The 19,886-nt window shown below is 66.9% G+C and carries 19 protein-coding genes; 10 read left to right on the top strand and 9 right to left on the bottom strand.

The features are described from left to right. Positions 1–23: 23 nt before the first annotated feature. The gene (ilvA, locus tag JZ791_RS21560) at positions 24–1,253 is read left to right on the top strand and encodes a threonine ammonia-lyase (protein ID WP_216896994.1); all 1,230 of its coding nucleotides are present in this window, start codon (positions 24–26) and stop codon (positions 1,251–1,253) included. Here ilvA and JZ791_RS21555 read toward each other — a convergent pair whose 3' ends face one another. From JZ791_RS21555 to JZ791_RS21520, 8 genes are all read right to left on the bottom strand, one after another. Continuing rightward, positions 1,254–2,228, bottom strand: coding sequence for an ABC transporter substrate-binding protein (locus tag JZ791_RS21555; RefSeq protein WP_216896981.1), 975 nt, complete (start codon positions 2,226–2,228; stop codon positions 1,254–1,256). It abuts the gene before it with no gap. 31 nt (positions 2,229–2,259) lie between these two features. Further along, entirely contained in the window at positions 2,260–3,297 is a 1,038-nt protein-coding gene (locus tag JZ791_RS21550; protein WP_216896980.1) for an ABC transporter permease, read from the bottom strand. A 66-nt stretch (positions 3,298–3,363) separates the two neighbouring features. Further along, positions 3,364–4,125, bottom strand: coding sequence for an ATP-binding cassette domain-containing protein (locus tag JZ791_RS21545; protein WP_216896979.1), 762 nt, complete (start codon positions 4,123–4,125; stop codon positions 3,364–3,366). A gap of 117 nt (positions 4,126–4,242) precedes the next feature. Beyond that, the gene (locus JZ791_RS21540; protein WP_216896978.1) at positions 4,243–4,566 is read right to left on the bottom strand and encodes a DMT family transporter; all 324 of its coding nucleotides are present in this window, start codon (positions 4,564–4,566) and stop codon (positions 4,243–4,245) included. A 103-nt stretch (positions 4,567–4,669) separates the two neighbouring features. Beyond that, positions 4,670–4,969 carry a helix-turn-helix domain-containing protein gene (locus JZ791_RS21535; RefSeq protein WP_216896977.1) on the bottom strand — a complete coding sequence of 100 codons (300 nt, stop codon included), beginning with the start codon at positions 4,967–4,969 and terminating at the stop codon, positions 4,670–4,672. Positions 4,970–4,989: 20 nt separating this feature from the next. Further along, entirely contained in the window at positions 4,990–6,411 is a 1,422-nt protein-coding gene (gene argH / locus JZ791_RS21530) for an argininosuccinate lyase (RefSeq protein ID WP_216896976.1), read from the bottom strand. Continuing rightward, complete coding sequence (locus JZ791_RS21525) at positions 6,411–7,307, bottom strand: SAM-dependent methyltransferase (protein WP_216896975.1); 897 nt, start codon at positions 7,305–7,307, stop codon at positions 6,411–6,413. Before JZ791_RS21525 ends, argH begins: the two co-directional genes overlap by 1 nt. A 99-nt stretch (positions 7,308–7,406) precedes the next feature. Then, on the bottom strand, positions 7,407–8,606 hold the full coding sequence (locus JZ791_RS21520) for an argininosuccinate synthase (RefSeq protein WP_216896974.1): 1,200 nt from the start codon (positions 8,604–8,606) through the stop codon (positions 7,407–7,409). 352 nt (positions 8,607–8,958) lie between these two features. Here JZ791_RS21520 and JZ791_RS21515 point away from each other — a divergent pair, with 352 nt between their 5' ends. From JZ791_RS21515 to JZ791_RS21475, 9 genes are all read left to right on the top strand, one after another. Further along, on the top strand, positions 8,959–10,335 hold the full coding sequence (locus tag JZ791_RS21515) for an FAD-binding oxidoreductase (RefSeq protein WP_216896973.1): 1,377 nt from the start codon (positions 8,959–8,961) through the stop codon (positions 10,333–10,335). 171 nt (positions 10,336–10,506) lie between these two features. After that, the gene (locus tag JZ791_RS21510) at positions 10,507–10,665 is read left to right on the top strand and encodes a hypothetical protein (protein ID WP_216896972.1); all 159 of its coding nucleotides are present in this window, start codon (positions 10,507–10,509) and stop codon (positions 10,663–10,665) included. Positions 10,666–11,265: 600 nt separating this feature from the next. Beyond that, the gene (locus tag JZ791_RS21505) at positions 11,266–13,206 is read left to right on the top strand and encodes a dipeptide ABC transporter ATP-binding protein (protein WP_216896971.1); all 1,941 of its coding nucleotides are present in this window, start codon (positions 11,266–11,268) and stop codon (positions 13,204–13,206) included. Between the two features lies 1 nt (position 13,207). Further along, on the top strand, positions 13,208–14,074 hold the full coding sequence (locus JZ791_RS21500) for an ABC transporter permease (RefSeq protein WP_216896970.1): 867 nt from the start codon (positions 13,208–13,210) through the stop codon (positions 14,072–14,074). A 1-nt stretch (position 14,075) separates the two neighbouring features. Continuing rightward, the gene (locus tag JZ791_RS21495; RefSeq protein ID WP_216896969.1) at positions 14,076–15,074 is read left to right on the top strand and encodes an ABC transporter permease; all 999 of its coding nucleotides are present in this window, start codon (positions 14,076–14,078) and stop codon (positions 15,072–15,074) included. A gap of 58 nt (positions 15,075–15,132) precedes the next feature. Then, positions 15,133–16,716: an ABC transporter substrate-binding protein gene (locus JZ791_RS21490; protein ID WP_216896968.1), complete on the top strand. Its 1,584-nt coding sequence runs from the start codon at positions 15,133–15,135 to the stop codon at positions 16,714–16,716. Between the two features lies 1 nt (position 16,717). Beyond that, on the top strand, positions 16,718–17,533 hold the full coding sequence (locus tag JZ791_RS21485) for an N-acyl homoserine lactonase family protein (RefSeq protein ID WP_216896967.1): 816 nt from the start codon (positions 16,718–16,720) through the stop codon (positions 17,531–17,533). Beyond that, positions 17,530–18,243 carry a hypothetical protein gene (locus JZ791_RS21480; RefSeq protein WP_216896966.1) on the top strand — a complete coding sequence of 238 codons (714 nt, stop codon included), beginning with the start codon at positions 17,530–17,532 and terminating at the stop codon, positions 18,241–18,243. The genes JZ791_RS21485 and JZ791_RS21480 overlap by 4 nt, the downstream gene beginning before the upstream one ends. Continuing rightward, the gene (locus tag JZ791_RS21475; protein WP_216896965.1) at positions 18,240–19,298 is read left to right on the top strand and encodes an isopenicillin N synthase family dioxygenase; all 1,059 of its coding nucleotides are present in this window, start codon (positions 18,240–18,242) and stop codon (positions 19,296–19,298) included. The genes JZ791_RS21480 and JZ791_RS21475 overlap by 4 nt, the downstream gene beginning before the upstream one ends. A 60-nt stretch (positions 19,299–19,358) precedes the next feature. On the opposite strand, the gene JZ791_RS21470 is transcribed toward JZ791_RS21475, so the two are convergent. Then, the gene (locus tag JZ791_RS21470) at positions 19,359–19,865 is read right to left on the bottom strand and encodes a hypothetical protein (RefSeq protein ID WP_216896964.1); all 507 of its coding nucleotides are present in this window, start codon (positions 19,863–19,865) and stop codon (positions 19,359–19,361) included. Positions 19,866–19,886: the final 21 nt, after the last annotated feature.

Below are 19,886 nucleotides of genomic sequence, written 5' to 3'. Positions count from 1 at the left end.
TTTTTCCTCTGATGCCTGGCAATATGACCGGAATGGAGCTGATCGGGCTGGATCGGATCGAGGCGGCGACGAAGCTGGTGGGGCCCGCGGTGCGGCGGACGCCGCTCATCGCCGCGCGGGTGCTGGCGGAGCGGGCCGGGGTCGAGGTGCGGCTCAAATGTGAGAATCTGCAGCGGACCGGGTCGTTCAAGCCGCGCGGGGCGTACAACCGGATCGCCAATCTGCCCGAGGCCGAGCGCGCGCGGGGCGTGGTCGCGGCCAGCGCGGGCAACCACGCGCAGGGGGTGGCGTGGTCGGCCACGACGCTGGGCATCGCCTCGACGGTGTTCATGCCGGTCGGTGCGTCACTGCCGAAGTTGGTGGCCACCAGGGCCTATGGCGCGACGGTGCATCAGGTCGGCGAGACCATCGATCAATCACTCGCCGCCGCAATAGAATTCGCCGAGCAGACCGGGGCGACGCTGATCCATCCGTTCGACCATCCCGATATCGTCGCGGGGCAGGCGACGGTCGGAGTGGAGTTGCTCGAGCAGCTTCCGGAGGTGGATACCGTGATCGTGCCCACCGGCGGCGGTGGACTGCTGGCGGGCATCGCCGTGGCATTGGAGCATCTCGCGCCGCATGTGCGCGTCGTGGGAGTTCAGGCGGCCCAGGCCGCGGCGTGGCCGGGATCGCTCGCGGCCGGTAAACCCGTTGCGCTGGACAAGATGTCGACGATGGCCGACGGCATCGCGGTGGGACGGCCGGGCGAGGTGCCGTTCGCGCATGTGGCGCAGCGCGTATCGAAGGTCGTCACGGTCGACGAGGATGCGTTGTCGCGGGCCATGCTGCTGTGCATGGAGCGTGCCAAGCTGATCGTGGAGCCCGCGGGCGCGGCGGCGGTCGCGGCGCTGATGACGTACTCACCCGACGAACTCGGCATCGGCGGCCCGGTCTGCGCGATCCTGTCCGGGGGCAACGTCGATCCCCTGCTGCTGACCCGTTTGATCGGCCATGGCCTCGGTGCCGCCGGGAGATATCTCGTTCTGCGCGTGAAGATCTCGGATCATCCGGGCAGCCTCGGGCGGCTGCTGGCCGAGATCGGGCGCACCGGCGCGAGCGTCTTCGAGATCGCGCATTCACGCACCGGGACATGGCTCGCGATGGACGAGGCCGATGTCTCGCTCACCCTGGAGACGCGCGGTCCCACGCACCGGGACGAGGTGATCGAGGCCCTGGAGGACGCGGGATACGCGGTGCGCGTACAGGAGTGATCAGCACTTGCTCTTGTAGAAGTACTTCGACATCGAGTCCGTATCGGCCTGGGTGATCGAGACCATATCGGTCTGGATGTGCCTGGTCACCGGCTTGCCGGTGAGCGCATCGACGGCCTGGTCGACGCCGTCCACGCCGATCGTGCCCGGATCCTGCGCGATCAGCGCCTGGATCGTTCCGGCCTTCAGGTCCTGGACCTGCTGCGGGCTCGCGTCGAAGCCGACGATCTTGACCTGACCGAGTTTGTTCGCGTTGCGCAGGCCGGTGGCCGCGCCCTCGGCCGAACTCAGGTTGGTGGCGAAGATTCCGGCCAGATCCGGATGCGCTGCCAGCGTCGCGGTGACGATCGAGGCAGCCACGGCGGCGTCATTGTTGTTGTACTGCACGCCGAGTGAACTCATGCCCGGATGGCTCTTCAGCTCGTCGCCGAAGCCCTGCGCCCGCTGGTCGGTCGTGGAGGTTCCGGCCTTGGTGTTGATCACCAGCGTAGATCCCTTGTCCCCCACCAGTTTCGCGAGAGTCTGCGCGGCGAGCTTGCCGCCGGCGATATTGTCCGAGGAGATCGAGGACAGCGCGATGGACTGGTCGTCCAGGGCGGTGTCGACCTCGATCATCTTGATCCCGGCGTTCTTGGCCTGCTGCATCGGCGCGGCCATCGCGGTCGCGTGGGTCGGGGCGATCAGGATCGCGCCCGGTTTGTTCGCGATGACGCCGGTGAGGATGGGGGTCTGCAGTGAGGCGTCGAACTGCGTGGGCGCCTGAGTGTTCAGGTGGTAGCCCAGCTTCTCGGCCTCGGTCTGGGCGCCGCACTGCATCGAGATGTAGAACGGCTCGTTGGCCACACCGGGTATGAGCACCAGGTTCTTGGTGTTGGTGCTACCCGAATTGCTCACCGACCCACCGCATCCGGCCAATACGGACGCGGCCGCCAACACCACTGCGCCTACCACGGCGGCCCGCTTCACGCTTCTCATCTCCGCCACATCCTTACTTCGGTTGTATTACTTACTTCTCCCGGGACTTGCGCCGGTTCTGGTCGAACCAGACGGCCGCCACGAGGACAAGGCTCACCGCGATCGGCTGCCAGAACACCGGCACCCCCGCGATGACGAATCCCTTGCGCAGCACCGACGGGATGAACACTCCGATCACGGTGCCCACGACCGATCCCACACCGCCGAACAGGCTGGTGCCGCCGATCACGACACCGGCGATGGCGTCGAGGTTGTCGGTGCCGTGTCCGGCGATGGTGGTGGTGCCGAAATAGGCGAGGTTCATGAAACCCGCGAGGCCGGAGAGCAATCCGGTCATCAGGTACACCAGCACCAGATGACGGGTGACGCCGATGCCGGAGCGACGGGCGGCCTCGGCGCTGGAGCCGATGGCGTAGGTGTAGCGGCCGAATCTGGTGGTGTGCAGCAGCCACGCGCCGAACAGGGTGACCACCAGCGCGACCAGCACCAGATCCGGTATGCCGCCGAGCAGCGTGCCGAAACCCAGTGAATTGCGCAGACTCTCGGGCACCGTCCGGGTGTCGACACCGCCGGTGATCAGCTGTGCCGCGCCCAGGGCCGCGCCGAACGAGCCGAGGGTGACGATCAGCGGCGGAATCTTCGCGCGCGCCACCAGAACTCCGTTGATCAGGCCCCAGAGTCCGCCCCCGGCAAGGGATACCACGAATCCGATCGCGATGATCCCCCAGCCGGCGTGGGTGGCGTCACCGCCCGGGCTGAGCCACTCCATGGTCTTGGAGGCGATCACACCCGCGAAGATCAGCACCATGCCCACCGACAGATCGATGCCCGCGGTGATGATCACGAAGGTCATCCCGATCGACAGCACCAGCAGCACCGACGTCTCGATCAGCAGGGTCTGCAGGGTGAAGCGGGTCGGGAACGCGTCGGGCTTCCAGATGCTGAACCCGATGTACAGCAGGATGAGCACGATGCCGATCCAGAGCGTGCTCACGCCCGAAAGGCGCTGCCACAGTGTGCGTTCAGGCAGTCCGACGGTTTCGACGCCAGTTCCGGCCGGCTCACTCATGCGGTAACTCCTCCGGCACGGCCGGACGTCCGTGGTCACGCTCCGCTGCCTGGTCGCTGTGCGCATTCATGCCGCATCCTCGATGGTCAGAGCGCCGGTCATCGCACCCACGAGTTGTTCGAGGGTGGCGTCGGATCCGAAGCGCGCCACCCGCCTGCCCAGCCGCAGCACCTCGATCCGGTCGGCCACCGACAGCACCTCCGGCATGTTGTGGCTGATCAGCACGACCGCGATGCCCTGATCGCGGACCCGGCCGATGACCTCCAGCACCCGTTCGCGCTGCACCACGCCCAGCGCCGCGGTCGGCTCGTCCATGAACACCACCCGGCTCGCCCACATCACCGCGCGGGCCACCGCCACGGTCTGGCGCTGGCCGCCCGAGAGTGCGCCGATCGGCACATCAGCACGGGGCAACACCACTCCCAGGCGCTGAAAGTGCTCGGTGGCTTGGGTTTTCATGGCCTTGCGGTCCAGCATGCCGAGCCTGCCCGCGATGCCACGACGGAGCACCTCGCGCCCGAGGAACAGATTCGCGGCGGGATCGAGGTCCGGCGCCACGGCCAGATCCTGATAGACGGTCTCCACCCCGAGCCCCCGCGCCTCGAGCGGCGAGCCCATTCGCACCGGTTCGCCGTCGAGCAGGATCCGCCCGCCATCCGGCTGTTCGGCGCCCGAAAGACACTTCACCAGCGTGGATTTCCCGGCCCCGTTATCCCCGATCAGCGCGACGACCTCACCCTCGCGCACCTGAAAATTGGCCCCCCGCAACGCCTCCACGCCTCCGTAGCGTTTGACCAGCCCATCGGCTTCGAGCACCACGGCAGCCATGGCATCACCCCGTCAACATCGACCGAGCGGACCGATATGCATCCGCCCGCTGCGATGTTAACGTTCACTGCTCACCCCCGGGTCCGAATCGCCGAAGATCAGCGACACGGTGACTGGTCACCGCGCTGCCCCGAGCTCGAGCGCCAACACGCCGAGAATCACCAACACGATCCCACCGACCTGAACCAACGTCAGCCCCTCCCCCAAAAACAACGCCCCGATCACCGCCACCGCCGCCACCCCGATAGCCGCCCACACCCCGTAGGCCACCCCCAGCGCCATCCCCCGCTTCAACGTCGCCGACAAAAAGAAGAACGCCGCCAAATACCCGACAACCACCACAATCGAAGGCGTCACCTTGCTGAACCCCTCGGACAGCTTCAACGACACCGTCGCCGAAACCTCCGACACGATCGCAAGCGCGAGCAGCAGAAAAGCCATTGCCGCAGGATATCCGGCACCCGACGAAGGCCGTAAAGCCCCAGTCATCGGCGTGGCCACCGCACAGCCGTGACGGTCCTGCCTGCCGTTCCGGATCGGGGGCCTACCCAGCCTTGGACAGCGGCTGAAATTCCACAGTCAGCCGCATCTGGAACGCCTCCGCAATCCGCTCCAACATAGGAATCGTCGGCATCGTGCCACCAGCCTCGAGGCGGGCGACGGCCGGCTGCTTCAACCCAGCGCGATCGGCCAGTTCGGACTGAGTCCATCCGGATTCTTCGCGCAGCGCGCGAACCGCTTCTCCGAGCTCGAACCGGATTCGAGCCGCCTCGTACACCGCAGCGGCCCCGGGACGTCCCATGACCTCCGCGCGCATCTCGGCCCAGCTACTACGTTCGTCCATGGAAATCAGTATTGGTAAAATCAGCCGAGCCTGGCGCGGGCGGACAGGATGGATTGGCGGACCTCGTCCAACTGTTTGGCGACCTGGACTCCGGCGGTGCCGCCGCGGGCGTTGCGGGAGGCGATGGAACCCTCGACTGTCAGGACCTCGCGGACCTTCGGGGTCAGGGCCGGGTCTACGGCCGCGAATTCGGCGTCGGTGAGTTCGTCCAGGCCGACGTTGCGGGATTCTGCGGTGCGGACACAGGCGCCGGCTGCTTCGTGGGCTACCCGGAATGGGACGCCCTGGCGGACAAGCCATTCGGCGATGTCGGTGGCCAGGGTGAAACCTGCGGGGGCGAGCTCGGCCATGCGGTCGGTGTGGAACGTCAGAGTCGACACGAGACCCGCGATGGCGGGGAGCAGCAGTTCCAGCTGGGCCACCGAATCGAACAGTGGTTCTTTGTCTTCCTGGAGGTCCCGGTTGTATGCCAGCGGCTGGGCCTTCAGGGTTGCCAGCAGGCCGGTGAGGTTACCGATCAGGCGGCCCGCTTTGCCTCGGGTCAGCTCGGAGACGTCGGGGTTCTTCTTCTGCGGCATGATCGAGGAGCCGGTGGACCAGGCGTCGGCCAGGGTGATGTAGCCGAATTCCGGTGTGCTCCACAGGATCACCTCCTCGGCCATGCGAGACAGGTCCACCGCGATCATGGCGAAGACGAAGGCGGCCTCGGCGGCGAAGTCACGGGAGGAGGTGGCGTCGATCGAATTCGCGGCGGCCGCATCGAAATCCAGGTCGGCGGCGATCGCCTCGGGGTCCAGGCCGAGCGAGGAGCCCGCGAGCGCGCCCGAGCCGTACGGGGAGATCGCGGCGCGTTTATCGAAGTCGCGCAGCCGATCGATGTCGCGCAGCAGCGGATGGGCGTGGGCGAGCAGGTGATGCGCGAGCAGCACCGGCTGCGCGGCCTGCAGGTGGGTCTTGCCGGGCATGACCGCGTCGGGGTGCGCGGCGGCTTGTGCGGCGAGCGCGTCCACCACGTCCAGCACGCCCGCCGCGACCCGGCGCGCCGCATCGCGCAACCACATTCGAAACAGCGTGGCCACCTGGTCGTTGCGGGAGCGCCCGGCGCGCAGTCGCCCGCCCAGTTCCACGCCGACGCGTTCGATCAGCCCGCGTTCCAGCGCGCCGTGCACGTCCTCATCGGAATCGGCGGGGGTGAACGCGCCCGAATCCACGTCGGCGGCAAGCCGATCCAGCCCGGAAAGCATGCTGTCGAGATCCTCGGCCGACAGCAGCCCGGCCTTGTGCAGCACTCGCGCGTGCGCCTTGGACGCGCGAACGTCGTAGGGCGCCAGCGCCCAGTCGAAGTGCGTCGACTTGCTCAGCGCGGCCATCGCCGCGGCCGGGCCGTCGGCGAACCGCCCGCCCCAGAGCGCTCCTTCGTTGGTGCTGCCGCCCTGATTCATCAGTCTCCTTGTCGTATGGCGGTCATCAGGACCATCCGGTCGAAATCCGTATGGGCCGTCTCGGACACCTCACGGCCGTGCTCGGTCAGAATATTCGCGGCGTCACCGCTCGAGACCGTCCACCCGCGTTCGGCGAACCAGCCCCGGGGATCGGTGCGGCCCTCGGACGAATAGAAAAGGTTCTCCACGTCGAGCCGGATTCCGGCCTCCGCCAACGCCTTCGCCCGGGCCTCGCGTGATTCCGAGTTCATCTGCCGCTCGCCCATGCCGATATTCAGCGCGACTCGGCTGCCCGGTGCACTGAGTTCGACGATGTTCTCGCACAACCGATCCTGTGCGTCGTGCGGGAGATAGCGCAGCAGCCCCTCGGCCAGCCACGCTGTCGGCCGCGACGGATCGAAACCGTTCTCGCGCAACGCGGCCGGCCAATCCTGGCGCAGGTCGATGGCGATCGTGCGCCGCTCGGCGGCCGGGGTGTCATCGGCGAGCGCACCGGCCTTGAACTCCAGCACCTTCGGCTGATCCAGCTCGAAAACCACCGTGCCGGCAGGCCATTCGAGCCGATATGCCCGGGCGTCCAGACCCGACGCGAGGATCACCACCTGCCGGATACCATCGGCCACCGCCGCACGGAAATACTCGTCGAAGTACAACGTGCGGGCCGTCATCATCCCGCCCATCGGGCCGTACAGGCGGTTGCGCTCGGGATCGATCTGCACCTCGCCGCGCATGATGCGGCTCCACCCGTCGCCGACCGCCTCGACCAGCTTGGCCGCGTAGGGGTCATGGAACAGGGCGTCCGGACGAGCGCTCTCGACCGCCCGCGCGGCCGCGACGCCCACGGCCGTCACGCCCACGCTCTCGGTGATATCCCAGCTGTCGTTGTCAGTCCGCACGAGCACCTCCAATAGCAACGTGACCAGGTGCTGCGCAGGCTACTCCTGTTTGCCGACAGCGCGCCCGAGCCCTTGCAGGGCCCCGACGCGAGCCGACCACTACTTGCTGAGATCCCTGCGCGCGGCGACCTTCGAGGACAGTCCGTGGATCTGCACGAAGCCCTTGGCCAGCGACTGGTCGAACGAGTCGCCCTCGTCGTAGGTGGCCAGGTTGAAGTCGTACAGGGACTGCTCGCTGCGGCGGCCGTTGACCACGACGTTGCCGCCGTGCAGCACCAGGCGGATATCGCCGGACACGTGCTCCTGGGTGTCCTGCACGAACGCGTCCAGGGCCCGCTTGAGCGGGGAGTACCACAGGCCGTCATAGGCCAGCTCGGCCCAGCGCTGCTCGACCTGCCGCTTGTAGCGACCCAGCTCACGTTCCAGGGTGACGTTCTCCAGCGCCTGGTGCGCGGTGATCAGCGCGATCGCGCCGGGGGCCTCGTAGATCTCGCGGCTCTTGATGCCGACGAGACGGTCCTCGACCATGTCCAGGCGGCCGACGCCCTGACGGCCCGCACGACGGTTCATCTCGGTGATCGCCTCGAGCACGGTGACCTCGCGGCCGTCGATGGCGACCGGGACGCCCTTGGCGAAGGTGATGATCAGCTCGTCGGGAGCCTCGAAGTTGACGGTCGGGTCGACGGTGTAGTCGTACACGTCCTTGGTGGGCGCGTTCCACAGATCCTCGAGGAAGCCCGTCTCCACCGCGCGGCCCCACACGTTCTGGTCGATGGAGAACGGCGACTTCTTGGTGACGTTGATCGGCAGCGAGTTCTGCTCGGCGAAGGCGATGGCCTTCTCCCGGGTCCAGGCGTAGTCACGGACCGGGGCGATGACGGTCAGATCGGGAGCCAACGCGCCGATGCCGACCTCGAATCGGACCTGGTCGTTGCCCTTGCCGGTGCAGCCGTGCGCGACGGTGCTCGCGCCGTGGAACTTGGCGGCCTCGACCAGGTGCTTGACGATCAACGGCCGGCTGATCGCCGACACCAGCGGATATTCGCCCTGGTAGAGGGCGTTGGCCTGGACGGTGGGCAGGCAGTAGTCGTCGGCGAACTCGTCTCGGGCATCGACCACGACCGCCTCGACCGCGCCGCAGTCCAGCGCGCGCTGGCGCACGACGTTCATGTCCTCGCCGCCCTGCCCCAGGTCGATCGCGACGGCGACGACCTCGGCCCCGGTCTCCTTGCCGATCCAGCTGATGGCGACAGAGGTGTCCAGCCCGCCGGAGTAGGCGAGTACGACGCGATCGGTCATGGTGTAGCTCCTTGGGTCCTTGGTAAGTTCGTTGCCCGCCTGACGCCGGTATGCCGCAACGGGGATGTTCGCGGTGCTCTCGCTCATCCCGAGCCGTATACAAATGATTATGCACGCCCATGCAAGCCCATTCATAACCAGGGGTGGCAACGAGGCTCCAGCACCTTGATTTGCCGACAGAACCGGCAGCAAGCACTGTTGATAGCGAGGGTCGAACGATTGCTAGCGCCCGGCCATGGTCACCCGCGCACCGTAGGAGGTCAACCAGCGTGACGCACTACGACAGCCTGGTGGTCGACGGCATCACCACGGCACCGGACGAACAGGTCACAGGCGCTCACGGCGGTGTTCGGTGACTACCGCACAGCGCCACACCGCCGCGCTCGCGGCGCTCGCCGACATCGTCGGACCCGCGCATGTACTGACAGACCCCGACCTGGTGGCAGGGTACGAGACCGATTGGACCGGCCGCTGGCACGGTCACGCCGCGGCGGTGGTGCGGCCCGGGTCCACGAGTGAGGTGGCCGCGGTGCTGGCCGCGTGTACCCGTCACCGCCTGCCGGTGGTCCCGCAGGGCGGCAACACCGGGCTCGTCGGCGGGTCCGTGCCGATGGACGGGGAACTGGTCCTGAGCCTGCGCCGGCTGAGCGAGGTGACCGAGGTGGATCCGGTCGCGCGCACCCTGGCCGCCGGCGCGGGAGTCACTGTGGCACAGGCACAGCGGGCCGCCCGCGACCATGGGCTGGATTTCGGGATCGATCTCGCGTCGCGCGATACGGCGACCCTCGGCGGCATAGTCTCGACCAACGCCGGGGGCGTCCGGATGATCAGATACGGCAACACCCGTGCCCAAGTGCTCGGCGTCGAGGCGGTGCTGGCCGACGGGCGGGTGCTGACCCGCTGGAAACAGCTGACCAAGGACAACGTCGGCTACGACCTGCCGGGACTGCTGACCGGCGCCGAGGGCACCCTGGCGGTGTTGACCAAGGTGTTGATGAAGCTCGTGATTCCCGGCGACGCGACGCAGGTCGCGCTGGTCGGCATCGATCGCGTCGACGACGCGCTGACACTGCTCGGCGCTGCATCGAGAACCGGCCTCGTGCTGGAAGCCGCCGAGTTGATGACGGCGGCCGGGGTCGATCTGGTGGCCCGGCACACCGCCACCGGACGCCCGTTCACCCACGCCGCGCCGTTTTACCTCCTGGTCGAGGTGTCGGGCCCGGGCGACATCGAGTCACGACTACTGGGTGTCTTGGACGACGCCGGATCGCTGGTGCTGGACGCGACGATCGCCTCGGGCCCGGCCGACAAGTTGTGGCGGTATCGAGAAGCCCATACCGAGGCGGTAGCCGCGTCCTCGCGCACACCCGTGGTGAAACTGGACCTGTCCACTCCACACCGTTCGATCGGGCGCTTCATCGATGACCTGACCGCCGGCCTGAGCGACCGATTCCCGCAGCTTCGCGTCATCTGCTTCGGCCACGTCGCGGACGGCAACGTCCATGTGAATCTGCTGGACGTGCCCGCCGCGTCGCAGGAGCGCGTCACCGAGTTCGTCTTCGATCTCGTGACCCGCTACGACGGCAGTATCAGCGCCGAACACGGCATCGGCCGGGCGAAGGCGCGCTGGATCGAGTTGAGCCGCTCGCCCGTCGACATCGACGTCATGCGGGACATCCGCACCGCGCTCGACCCGGCCGGGCTGCTGAACCCGCACGTGTTGTTCTGACGAGCGGGGCTGCCGATGGTCAGCCGCCGCCCGCATTACCTCTGGCAATCTCGGTGCAAATCGGACAAATCAACGAGACCTATTGGTACGAAATGTAATTCGAGCATCTCACGGCCCCTGCATGTGTCATCGTGGAGGTGACAGCACGATCTGCGGGGCAAGGAGGAGCGAATGTACGGCGCATGGGACTTCCTCAGCATGATCGGATGGGATGTCATGGCACTGGGCCAGTCCCTCGCGGATATGGTCGGCGATCTGATGGGCCTCGGCTCGAGCGGCGGCGGGGGCCTCGGCGCCTCCTTCCCGCCCGGCCAGTACCCGCTCGGCTGAGACGCACAATCCGCCGGGGTGTCCGGCCGTTCGCCCGCCGCGTCCACATCGTCCGATGATCAGCGATAGGAGCGACATATGTTCGGCCCGTGGGACTGGATGGCGTTCGGCCAAGCGGTTCTCGACATGCTGAGCCAGTTCAGCAGCCTCAGCGGCGGCGGGGAGTACCCGCTGGGCTGAGATTTCCGGCCTCATCGCCGACGGTGCGCCGACAAACCCGATAGGACCCGGGTTCGGTCGACACCGCGATCTCCCGCAGCCGCGCAAGCTCCTTCTGAATCAGTGCATCCGCCAACACATCCCGAACATGCTGCTCGCGCTCCCGGCCCCGTGGATGCCATCGCCGGGCTAGACGATGCCGACGGCGTGCCACACCCGGATGTCGTCATCGGACGCGGGTGTCGGCCCGGCCCCTCCTAGGCGAGGGCCGTTGTCGCACCGGGGGAGAAGCAGGCCGCGACGACCATTACCTGTCACTCGATAGAAACAACGGCAACCCAGAAGTTACCGGCGGCAGCACAAGCGATACGTGTGCGTCACCGAAAACAACCGCGGACCGGAAAAACTGTCACCTGACAGGTAGAGCCGGAGGAGTGGTTCATGGGTACTGCGGTTGTGACGACGTCCGCGGACGTCGCTGGCATCGATGAGCTGCGCGTTTCATTCCGGCGCGGCGATCGCGACCTGCACGCGTTGCGTGGGGTGTCGCTGACGATACGCCGGGGCGAGATCCTCGGGCTGGTCGGCGAATCCGGTTCGGGCAAGAGTGTTCTGGGGTATTCGCTGTTGGGATTGCTACCGCGCGGCGCGCAGGTGTACGGCGGCGTCCGGGTCGCCGGTATCGATATGGTTCACGGTTCGGCGCCGGCACTGGATCGGGTTCGCAGGCTCGACCTCGGCGCGGTGTTCCAGGACCCGATGACCTCGTTGAATCCGACCATGCGGATCGGTGCGCAGGTGATAGAGGCGGCCGGGAGTGAGACCGAGGCGCGGCGGCTGCTGGCGGCGGTCGGTATCCCCGAACCCGAGCGCCGCATGCGCAGCTATCCGCACGAGTTGTCCGGTGGCCTGCGCCAGCGCGTCATGATCGCGATGGCCATCGCCGGGGAGCCGGAGCTCATCGTCGCGGACGAACCGACCACCGCGCTGGACGTCACGGTGCAGGCTCAGGTGCTGGCGCTGCTGCTGCGCATCCGCGACGAATTGGGTTGCGGCATCCTGATGATCACACACGACCTGGGCGTCGCGGCGCAGATCTCCGATCGCCTGGCCGTGCTGTACGCCGGCCGGATCGCCGAGATCGGCCCCACCACCGAGGTGCTCGCCGCACCGGCCCACCCGTACACCCGCGGCCTGCTCCGCTCGCGCCTGACCCTGACCACCCGCACCGATCGACCGCTGGCCGCGATGCCCGGAGAGGTGCCGAGCCCTGCCGCTCCCCTGCCCGGTTGCGCCTTCGCTCCACGCTGCGCGCATACCGGCGAGCAATGCTCCACCAGCCCACCGGATCCCGTCCCCATCGCCCCCGAACGCAGCTCGGCGTGCATCCTGTCTCCGGACGCGCTCGAGGAATCGGATCCCGAAGTGCCGGGAGACAATACGACCGCACCGACCGAGCATCCCGGCGCCGAGGGCGCAATCACCCTGCGGGACATCACCAAAACCTTCACCGTGCGCGGGATGCGACGACACACGAGCCTCCAAGCCCTGCGGCGAGTGTCGCTGACGGTCGGACGCGGCGAATCGGTGGCGCTGGTCGGCGAGAGTGGCTGCGGCAAATCCACACTGCTGCGGGTGATCGCGGGACTGGAGCGACCCAGTGGCGGCACCGTCGACCTGGCCGATGGGCAGCGCCCGCAGATGGTATTCCAGGACGCGGGCGCCTCGCTCACCCCCTGGATGCCGGTGGGCGAGCTGATCTCCGAGCGGTTGCGCGGTTCGAGGCTGTCCCGTGCCGAGCGCGCGGACCGGGTCGAACAGGCGCTGCGCCGGGTCGGGCTGACACCCGAGATCGCCACCGCTCGCGCCCGGCAACTGTCCGGCGGTCAGCGGCAACGGGTTTCGCTGGCACGCGCCACCGTGGTACCGCCGTCGGTGCTGCTGTGCGACGAGCCGACCAGTGCGCTGGACGTATCGCTGGCCGCCTCGGTGATCAACCTCATCGGCGAACTGCGCCGGAGCCTGGACATGTCCGTCGTCTTCGTCACCCACGATCTGGCCGTCGCGCGGGTGGTGGCCGACCGGATCGCGGTGATGTACCTCGGCCGGATCGTCGAAATCGGCACGGCCGACACAATTCTCGACGATCCGGCGCATCCTTACACCCGAGCGCTGATCTCCTCGATTCCGGATCCGTCGCATCCGCCCGCCTCACCCGAGGGCGAGCCCGCGAGCCCGCTCTCCCCGCCGCCGGGTTGCGCATTCCATCCACGCTGCCCGATCGCGGTCTCGACCTGCCGCGACGAAGAGCTGGACGTGCGGCTCGAGGGTATGCCCGGACGCTCCCATCAGGTGGCCTGTATCCAGACGAAGGTGAGCTGAGATGGCCGTCGCCGTACCCGCGCTGGGACGCATCCGCAGCGCGCGAATCACTCTGGTGCCGCGCACCTCACCGAATACGCTGAACTGGCTGGGATTCTCGCTGATCGGCGTGGTGACGCTGGTGGCGATCGCGGCTCCGGTTCTCGCACCACATGATCCGCTGATCCCCGTCGGAATGCCGCTGCGACCACCGGGGACCAGTGGGTTCCTGCTGGGCACCGACAACATCGGTCGGGACCTGCTCTCGCGCGTCCTGTACGGCATGCGGGCCAGTTGGTTCGCCGCACTGGCGGTGGTGGCCAGTGGCCTTCTCGTCGGTGGGACGGTCGGCACGATCGCGGGTACGGCCGGTGGTTGGATCGACACACTCTTGATGCGGATCACCGACGCCTTCCTCGCATTGCCCGCACCGGTGCTGGCGATCGCCGTCGTCGCCGCGCTGGGACCGAGTTTCGTGCACACCCTGCTCGCGGTGTCCATCGTCTGGTGGCCGTTCTACGCCCGGCTGGTCCGTGGCGAGGTCACCGCGCTCGCGGCGCGACCGCATGTCGAAGCGGCGAAACTCGCGGGGGCCGGACGGGTTCGGATAGCGACACGACATCTTCTCCCCGGCGCCGCACCCGCCGCACTGGTGGCGGCCAGCCTGGACCTGGGCACGCTGATCCTCACGCTGACCTCGCTGTCTTTCCTGGGTCTCGGCCAGCCCGCGCCCGCCCCCGAACTCGGCGCCGACGCCGCCCGCAATCTCAGTTATTTCCTGCAGCAGTGGTGGATTCCGGTGATGCCGGGCCTCGGGGTCCTGGTACTTGCCCTGATCGGCACCATTGCCGGCGACTGTCTGCGCAACCTCATGAACAAGGACCGATGACGTGCGTAGATTCGTTCTCACCCGGCTGGTGTCCATGGTGGCGATCCTCATCACGCTGACCGCGATCATGTTCTTCCTGCAACGTATTTCGCCGCTGGATCCGGTGCACGCGCAACTCGGCGGGAACGCCTCGCGCGCGGACATCGCCGCGCGCCGGCACGCACTGGGCCTGGATCGTCCTGTGCCCGTGCAGTTCTGGAATTATCTGCTCAACGCAGCGCATGGTGACTTCGGCACGTCCTACCGCACCCGCCGCCCGGTGAGCACCGATCTGGCGACCTTCCTGCCCGCGACGCTCGAATTGGCGCTCTGCGCATTGATTATCGCCCTGGCCCTGGCCGCGCTGCTGGCCTTCGCGACGTCGCTGCGCTGGCCCGGCGCCGGTGTGGTGCGGGCGGTGCTGTTCGTCGGCTCGTCGGCTCCACTGTTCCTCCTGGGCATCGGCGGGCTGATCCTGTTCTACCAACGTCTGGGCTGGATTCCGGCCAACGGGCGGAGTTCGATCGCGAACGCGCCCACCGGCCCGACCGGCATGCTGACGGTCGACGGCCTGCTGGCCGGACGTCCGGACGTGGTCGGCGACGCGCTACACCACCTGATTCTGCCCGCGATCGTGGTGGCCCTGGGCCCGGCGGTGGCCATCGGGCGCGTGCTGCGCTCGAGCCTGGTCGCCGATATCGACAGCGATTACGCGCGCACGGCAAAGGCCAAGGGCCTCGGGCCGAGCCGGATTTTACTGCGGCACGTACTGCGCAACTGCGTCAGCGCGGCGCTGTCGATGACGGGTTTGCAAGTGGGACTGATGTTCTCGGGAGTACTCGTGGTCGAGCAGGTGTTCGGCTGGCCGGGCATCGGACAGTACATCGCCCAGAGCATCCCGGTCGCCGACTTCCCGGCCATCGCCGGGGTCACCCTGCTGCTGGGCGCCACCTACGTCGTCATCAACACCGTCGTCGACCTCCTGCAGGCCGCGGCCGATCCCCGCATCGTCGCGGTCTGAGCTCCCCGTCCCGGCTACCCCACTCCTTGATCCACATCGTCACCTCGAAGGAATTCCTATGTTCCGTTCCACCCGAAGGCTTTTCGGCGTCAGTGCGGCCGCTTCCGCGGCTCTGCTCGCCCTCACCGCGTGCGGCGGGTCCGCCGACCACACACCTAATCCACCACCCACCGATCATGTTCTGCGCCTGTCGTTCCTGCAGGACCCCGGGCAGCCGCCGGACCCGGACATCTTCTACGCCGCCCAGGGGCTGCTGCTGACCACCAATACCTATGAGGGCCTGCTGCAATTCGCCCCGGGGACCGACAAGGTTCAACTGCAACCGCTGCTGGCCACGTCCTGGACGGCCTCACCGGACAACCGGGTGTTCACCTTCCAACTGCGGCAGGGAGTGACATTCCACGACGGCACCCCGTTCACCTCGGCCGCGATCAAGGCGTCGTTCGATCGGCGTACTGCGGTCGATCAAGGTCCGGCCTATATGGTTTCGGATGTCGATTCGGTGACCACCCAGGGCGATTACGCGGTCACCATCACGTTGAAGGCCCCGAACGCGGTATTCCTGGACTATCTGGCCTCACCCTACGGTCCGCGCATGATGAGCCCGACCGGACTGGCCGCGCACGCCGGAACGGACCACGACCAAGCGTATCTGACCACCCATGACCTTGGCACCGGGCCGTACACGCTGACCGACGCCCGCGTCGGCTCGCATTACGCGATGGCCTCCTATGCCGGATATTGGGGCGCCAAACCGTATTTCACGAGTGTGGATATTCCGGTGATCACCGATACCTCCGCCGAGCAGTTGCAATTCAACAACGGTCAGCTCGCCGCGATCATGCACGATCTGCCGTCCTCGGCGGTGTCGTCGTACATCGGCAATTCCAAGTTCGCGAATTACTCACTGCCCACGATGATGTCGAACTACCTGTACGTGAACCCGCACAAGGGGATGTTCACCGATCAGGCCACGCGCATGGCGCTGCTGAAGACCATCGACGTGAAACAGATCGTGCAGCAGACCTATTTCGGTCGCGGCGGTGTCGCGACCCAGGTCTATCCGCCGAACATGATCGCCGCCTCCTATGCGAAACAGAATGTTTCCCACGACATCTCGGCATTCGCGAAGGTGGTCTCGAGCCTGCCCGCCGGCCAGAAGACGATCACCGTCGGCTACGACTCGGGCAGCGTGGACAACCAGCTGGTGAGCAATCTGATCCAAACTCAGCTGGCCGCACTGGGACTCACCGTGAAGGTGCAGCCCTATCCGACCTCGCAGATCTACGGCTGGGTCGGCACCACAGCCGCCGACGCGCCGGAGATCCTGGTCAACGTGGGCTGGCCGGACGCGCCGTCGCCATACACCTGGGCGCATATCAGCTTCGACCCCGACGGCGGGCTCAACTACCTGAACTGCTCCTCGCCCGATGTGACGGCCTCGCTGGCGGTCGCCCGCGGCACCGGCGCGGACGACGAGTTCTCCACCGCGGGCGAACATGCCTCGGCCACCGGATGCTGGCTCAATATGGCCGATCTCAACGATTTCATGGTCGCCCAGCCGTGGCTGAAGGGCGTCGCGCAGTCGCACGTGGTCTCCAACCCGAACACGCTGCGGATCGCCGGATTGTCGGTGGGCTGAGATGACAACGACCGGAGTCCGACGCATCGTCCTGCTCACCCTGGGCTGGGAGGAATTGCCCAAATCCATTTCGGTGCACGGCGCACCGCCGCAGGAGCGGCTGCGCGAACCCACCCCGGGCGTGCTGTTGCAGACCGACGGCGGCTGGGTGCTGCTGGACACGGGATTCAACACCGCCCTGATCCGGGATCCCGCGCTGTACAAACGGTTCTATCCGAGCGTGGAATACATCCCGGTGCTGCCGGGTCCGGGTGAACCGATCGAGGAGTCGCTGCACGATATCGGAATCGACGTCGACGACGTGCACGCGGTCGCCGTCAGCCATCTGCACCACGACCACGCCGGCGGGCTCAAGCTGTTCGCCGGCCGGGTTCCCGTGCACGCGCAACGTCGCGAAGTGGAGTATGGGCTGTCGAATCATCCCGAGCCGGAACATCATGCGATGGCCCGGATCGATTACGACGATCCCCGGATCGACTGGCGACTGGCCGACGGCGAGTCCTCGATCGCACCCGGTATCACCGCGATTCCCACCTACGGCCACACTCCGGGCCACCAGAGCTTCATGGTGGAGCTGGACTCCTCGGTGGGCGGCGGCGGATTCGTATTCGCTTTCGACGCGGCCGATCTCACCGAGAATATCGAGCGAGAATTGGCGATCGGCGGATTCGTCGGAGTCGAGGCGGCCGAGACCGTCGAGCCGATCCGGCGCCTGAAAAAGATTGCCGCCGAACGCGATTATCCGCTGATCCCCGGTCACGACCCGCACGCGTGGCCGGAATGGACACAGCATTTCCACGAACGGTTCGGCCGATGAAGGTAATCGAACCGCCCGTATCCATGGCGCGGTGCCGGGGACTGTGGCGGCGCACCCTGCTGATCGAGGCCGACGGAACCAGCGACAGACGAACCGATGTGCGCTGGTTGCAGGGGCACACGCGCTTCGTCGATCTGCGCAGGCCCGCTCCCCGGCCGGATTTCGGCGGTGTGAGATGTAAGGCCGAACTCGGTGCACAGCAGCAGGATTGGCTGATCCGTCAGGACGGCTTCGCCGGTGAGCTCACACAGTCCGGGGACGTATTCCATTGGCAGCGACATATCGAGCTACACCCGCCCGGACCGTTTCCGGACGAGGGCCGAATGAGCCTTTCGGCAGACGTCCTGGTCGAAAAGGGAGTGCACGCGGACTATGTCGAGCATTGGACACGGGATACCGATCCCGGCGCGTGCTGGGCGCTGGACATGGCCTCCGACACAGGGGGACGCGCGCTGCTGCTGCGGGTCGGAGACATGTTCGGCTGGGCACGGTTCGATCCGTCGGGGGGCGTGGAACTGTCGCTCGGAGACGTGACCGATGACGAGTGGATGCTCACCGATTCCACACTGCCGTACCGGGAGCGGCGGACTCTCGCTCCACGCTGGCACACACCGGGTCGTGTCCTGCACACCGACGATATCGACGATATCGGCACGCCGATCACCCGGACGTGGCTGACCACCTATACGGAAGGACTTCCAACGCTATGAACAACGCGACCCCGTTCACCCAGGTTCCGGTCATCGACGTGAGCGGCCTGCGATCGCCCGACGAGTCGGTCCGCCGCGCGGTCGCGGACGAGATCGGCAGCGCCGCACGTGAAGTCGGATTCCTCTATGTCAGCGGCACAGGTATCGATCCACTCCTGTTCACCGATATGCTGCGGTCGACGAAAGCATTCTTCGCCCTGCCGCTCGAGGAGAAGATGCGCAGCTACATCGGCCTGTCCCGCTGCCATCGCGGCTATGTGCCAACGGGCGAAGAGGGTTTCGAGAGGCCGATCCCGGATCTGAAGGAGGCCTTCGACACCGCCCTGGACCTGCCCGACGACGACCCGGATTATCTGGCGGGCAACCCCATGCTCGGCCCGAACGTCTGGCCCGGCATCCCCGGCTTCGCCGAGGCGGTGACCGCCTACTACCGGGCCGCGCTGAACCTCGGCCGAGAGCTGCTGTGGGCCTTCGCCGTAACCCTCGGCGAGGATCCGGGCGTCTTCCTGCGTTACGCCACCAAAACCCCCAGCCAACTACGGCTGCTCCACTACCCGTACAACCCCGCGGCCGACGACGCCATAGGCATCGGCGCACACAGCGACTTCGAATGCTTCACCCTGCTCAAACCGACCGCCCCCGGCCTCGAGGTGCTCAACGGCGCGGGCGAGTGGATCGACGTCCCCCCGATCGAGGACACCTTCGTGGTCAACATCGGCGACATGCTCGAACTGTGGACCAACGGCGAGTTCATCGCCACCACCCACCGCGTACGCAAGGTGAAAGAGGAACGCTACGCCTTCCCTTTGTTCTTCAACGTCGACTACGACACCGTAGTCCGCCCGCTCCCTCGATTCCGCTCGCCCGGACGTCCCGAACGCGCGCCCTTGCGCGCCGGAGAGCATCTTTTCGCCCAAACCGCCCAGATCTTCCGTTATCTGCACACCCGACTGGAGAACGGCGAACTGCAACTCCCGGAGGGCTCGATGCCGCTCGGATCCTTCGGGCAGGAGGCCCGGCAGGCGGCCGGCGCACCGCCGGTCGCCGCGTCGTGAAGAAACCGGACCCGCACGCAGTGCGCGCGGTCCCGATTGCCATGCCCATATCGACAAAGGTCAGCTGTAACCCTGGCTGAAGCCGTAGTTGAAGCTGTGGCCCTGGGAGGTGCAGGAGATCTCACCACGGAAGTTGCTGGTGGTGCAGGTTGCGCCACCGTATGTGAGGGTCGTGTTGGTGCCGTAGACCGGGTTGTCGAGGATGCGGCTGCCGGCTTGGCCGTGAGTGCCCAGGGGGCCCAAAGCCGGGTGGGCGGGCAGGAAGGGCAGGTCTATGGAGATATTCGTGACAGGGAGACCGGCCCAGTTCATGGTTTGGCCGGTCAGATCGCAGCCGACCCAGCCGTTGGACTGCATGGCGCAGTTGGCCCCGATGTAGCTGAAGTAGACCGTGTTGCCTACCAAGTAGTTCGACGGGTTGGCTACCGTGTCGGCACTCGCGACCGGGGTACCGAATATCGTGATCGCAGCGGCCGCGGCCACCGTCCCGGCGACCGCGGCCCCGATGCGGGTCAGCCCACCCCTGCGTGAACCCCGCAGGCGGCCTGTCACTGTTCGCTTACTCATCGTGCTCCTCTGTCCTCCCTG

It is taken from the genome of Nocardia alni (assembly GCF_019038435.1).
GTDB classification, from domain to species: Bacteria; Actinomycetota; Actinomycetes; order Mycobacteriales; family Mycobacteriaceae; genus Nocardia; species Nocardia alni.
This window is presented reverse-complemented; position numbering and strand designations above follow the sequence as displayed.

Bases quoted from the DNA above. Each gene is read 5' to 3' on its own strand.
- JZ791_RS21540 (WP_216896978.1), bottom strand. From the start codon at position 4,566: ATGGCTTTTCTGCTGCTCGCGCTTGCGATCGTGTCGGAGGTTTCGGCG.
- JZ791_RS21480 (WP_216896966.1), top strand. From the start codon at position 17,530: ATGAAGGTAATCGAACCGCCCGTATCCATGGCGCGGTGCCGGGGACTG.
- JZ791_RS21485 (WP_216896967.1), top strand. From the start codon at position 16,718: ATGACAACGACCGGAGTCCGACGCATCGTCCTGCTCACCCTGGGCTGG.
- ilvA (WP_216896994.1), top strand. From the start codon at position 24: ATGACCGGAATGGAGCTGATCGGGCTGGATCGGATCGAGGCGGCGACG.
- argH (WP_216896976.1), bottom strand. From the start codon at position 6,411: ATGAATCAGGGCGGCAGCACCAACGAAGGAGCGCTCTGGGGCGGGCGG.
- JZ791_RS21475 (WP_216896965.1), top strand. From the start codon at position 18,240: ATGAACAACGCGACCCCGTTCACCCAGGTTCCGGTCATCGACGTGAGC.
- JZ791_RS21535 (WP_216896977.1), bottom strand. From the start codon at position 4,969: ATGGACGAACGTAGTAGCTGGGCCGAGATGCGCGCGGAGGTCATGGGA.
- JZ791_RS21520 (WP_216896974.1), bottom strand. From the start codon at position 8,606: ATGACCGATCGCGTCGTACTCGCCTACTCCGGCGGGCTGGACACCTCT.
- JZ791_RS21500 (WP_216896970.1), top strand. From the start codon at position 13,208: ATGGCCGTCGCCGTACCCGCGCTGGGACGCATCCGCAGCGCGCGAATC.
- JZ791_RS21510 (WP_216896972.1), top strand. From the start codon at position 10,507: ATGTACGGCGCATGGGACTTCCTCAGCATGATCGGATGGGATGTCATG.
- JZ791_RS21550 (WP_216896980.1), bottom strand. From the start codon at position 3,297: ATGAGTGAGCCGGCCGGAACTGGCGTCGAAACCGTCGGACTGCCTGAA.
- JZ791_RS21505 (WP_216896971.1), top strand. From the start codon at position 11,266: ATGGGTACTGCGGTTGTGACGACGTCCGCGGACGTCGCTGGCATCGAT.
- JZ791_RS21490 (WP_216896968.1), top strand. From the start codon at position 15,133: ATGTTCCGTTCCACCCGAAGGCTTTTCGGCGTCAGTGCGGCCGCTTCC.
- JZ791_RS21555 (WP_216896981.1), bottom strand. From the start codon at position 2,228: ATGAGAAGCGTGAAGCGGGCCGCCGTGGTAGGCGCAGTGGTGTTGGCG.
- JZ791_RS21545 (WP_216896979.1), bottom strand. From the start codon at position 4,125: ATGGCTGCCGTGGTGCTCGAAGCCGATGGGCTGGTCAAACGCTACGGA.
- JZ791_RS21470 (WP_216896964.1), bottom strand. From the start codon at position 19,865: ATGAGTAAGCGAACAGTGACAGGCCGCCTGCGGGGTTCACGCAGGGGT.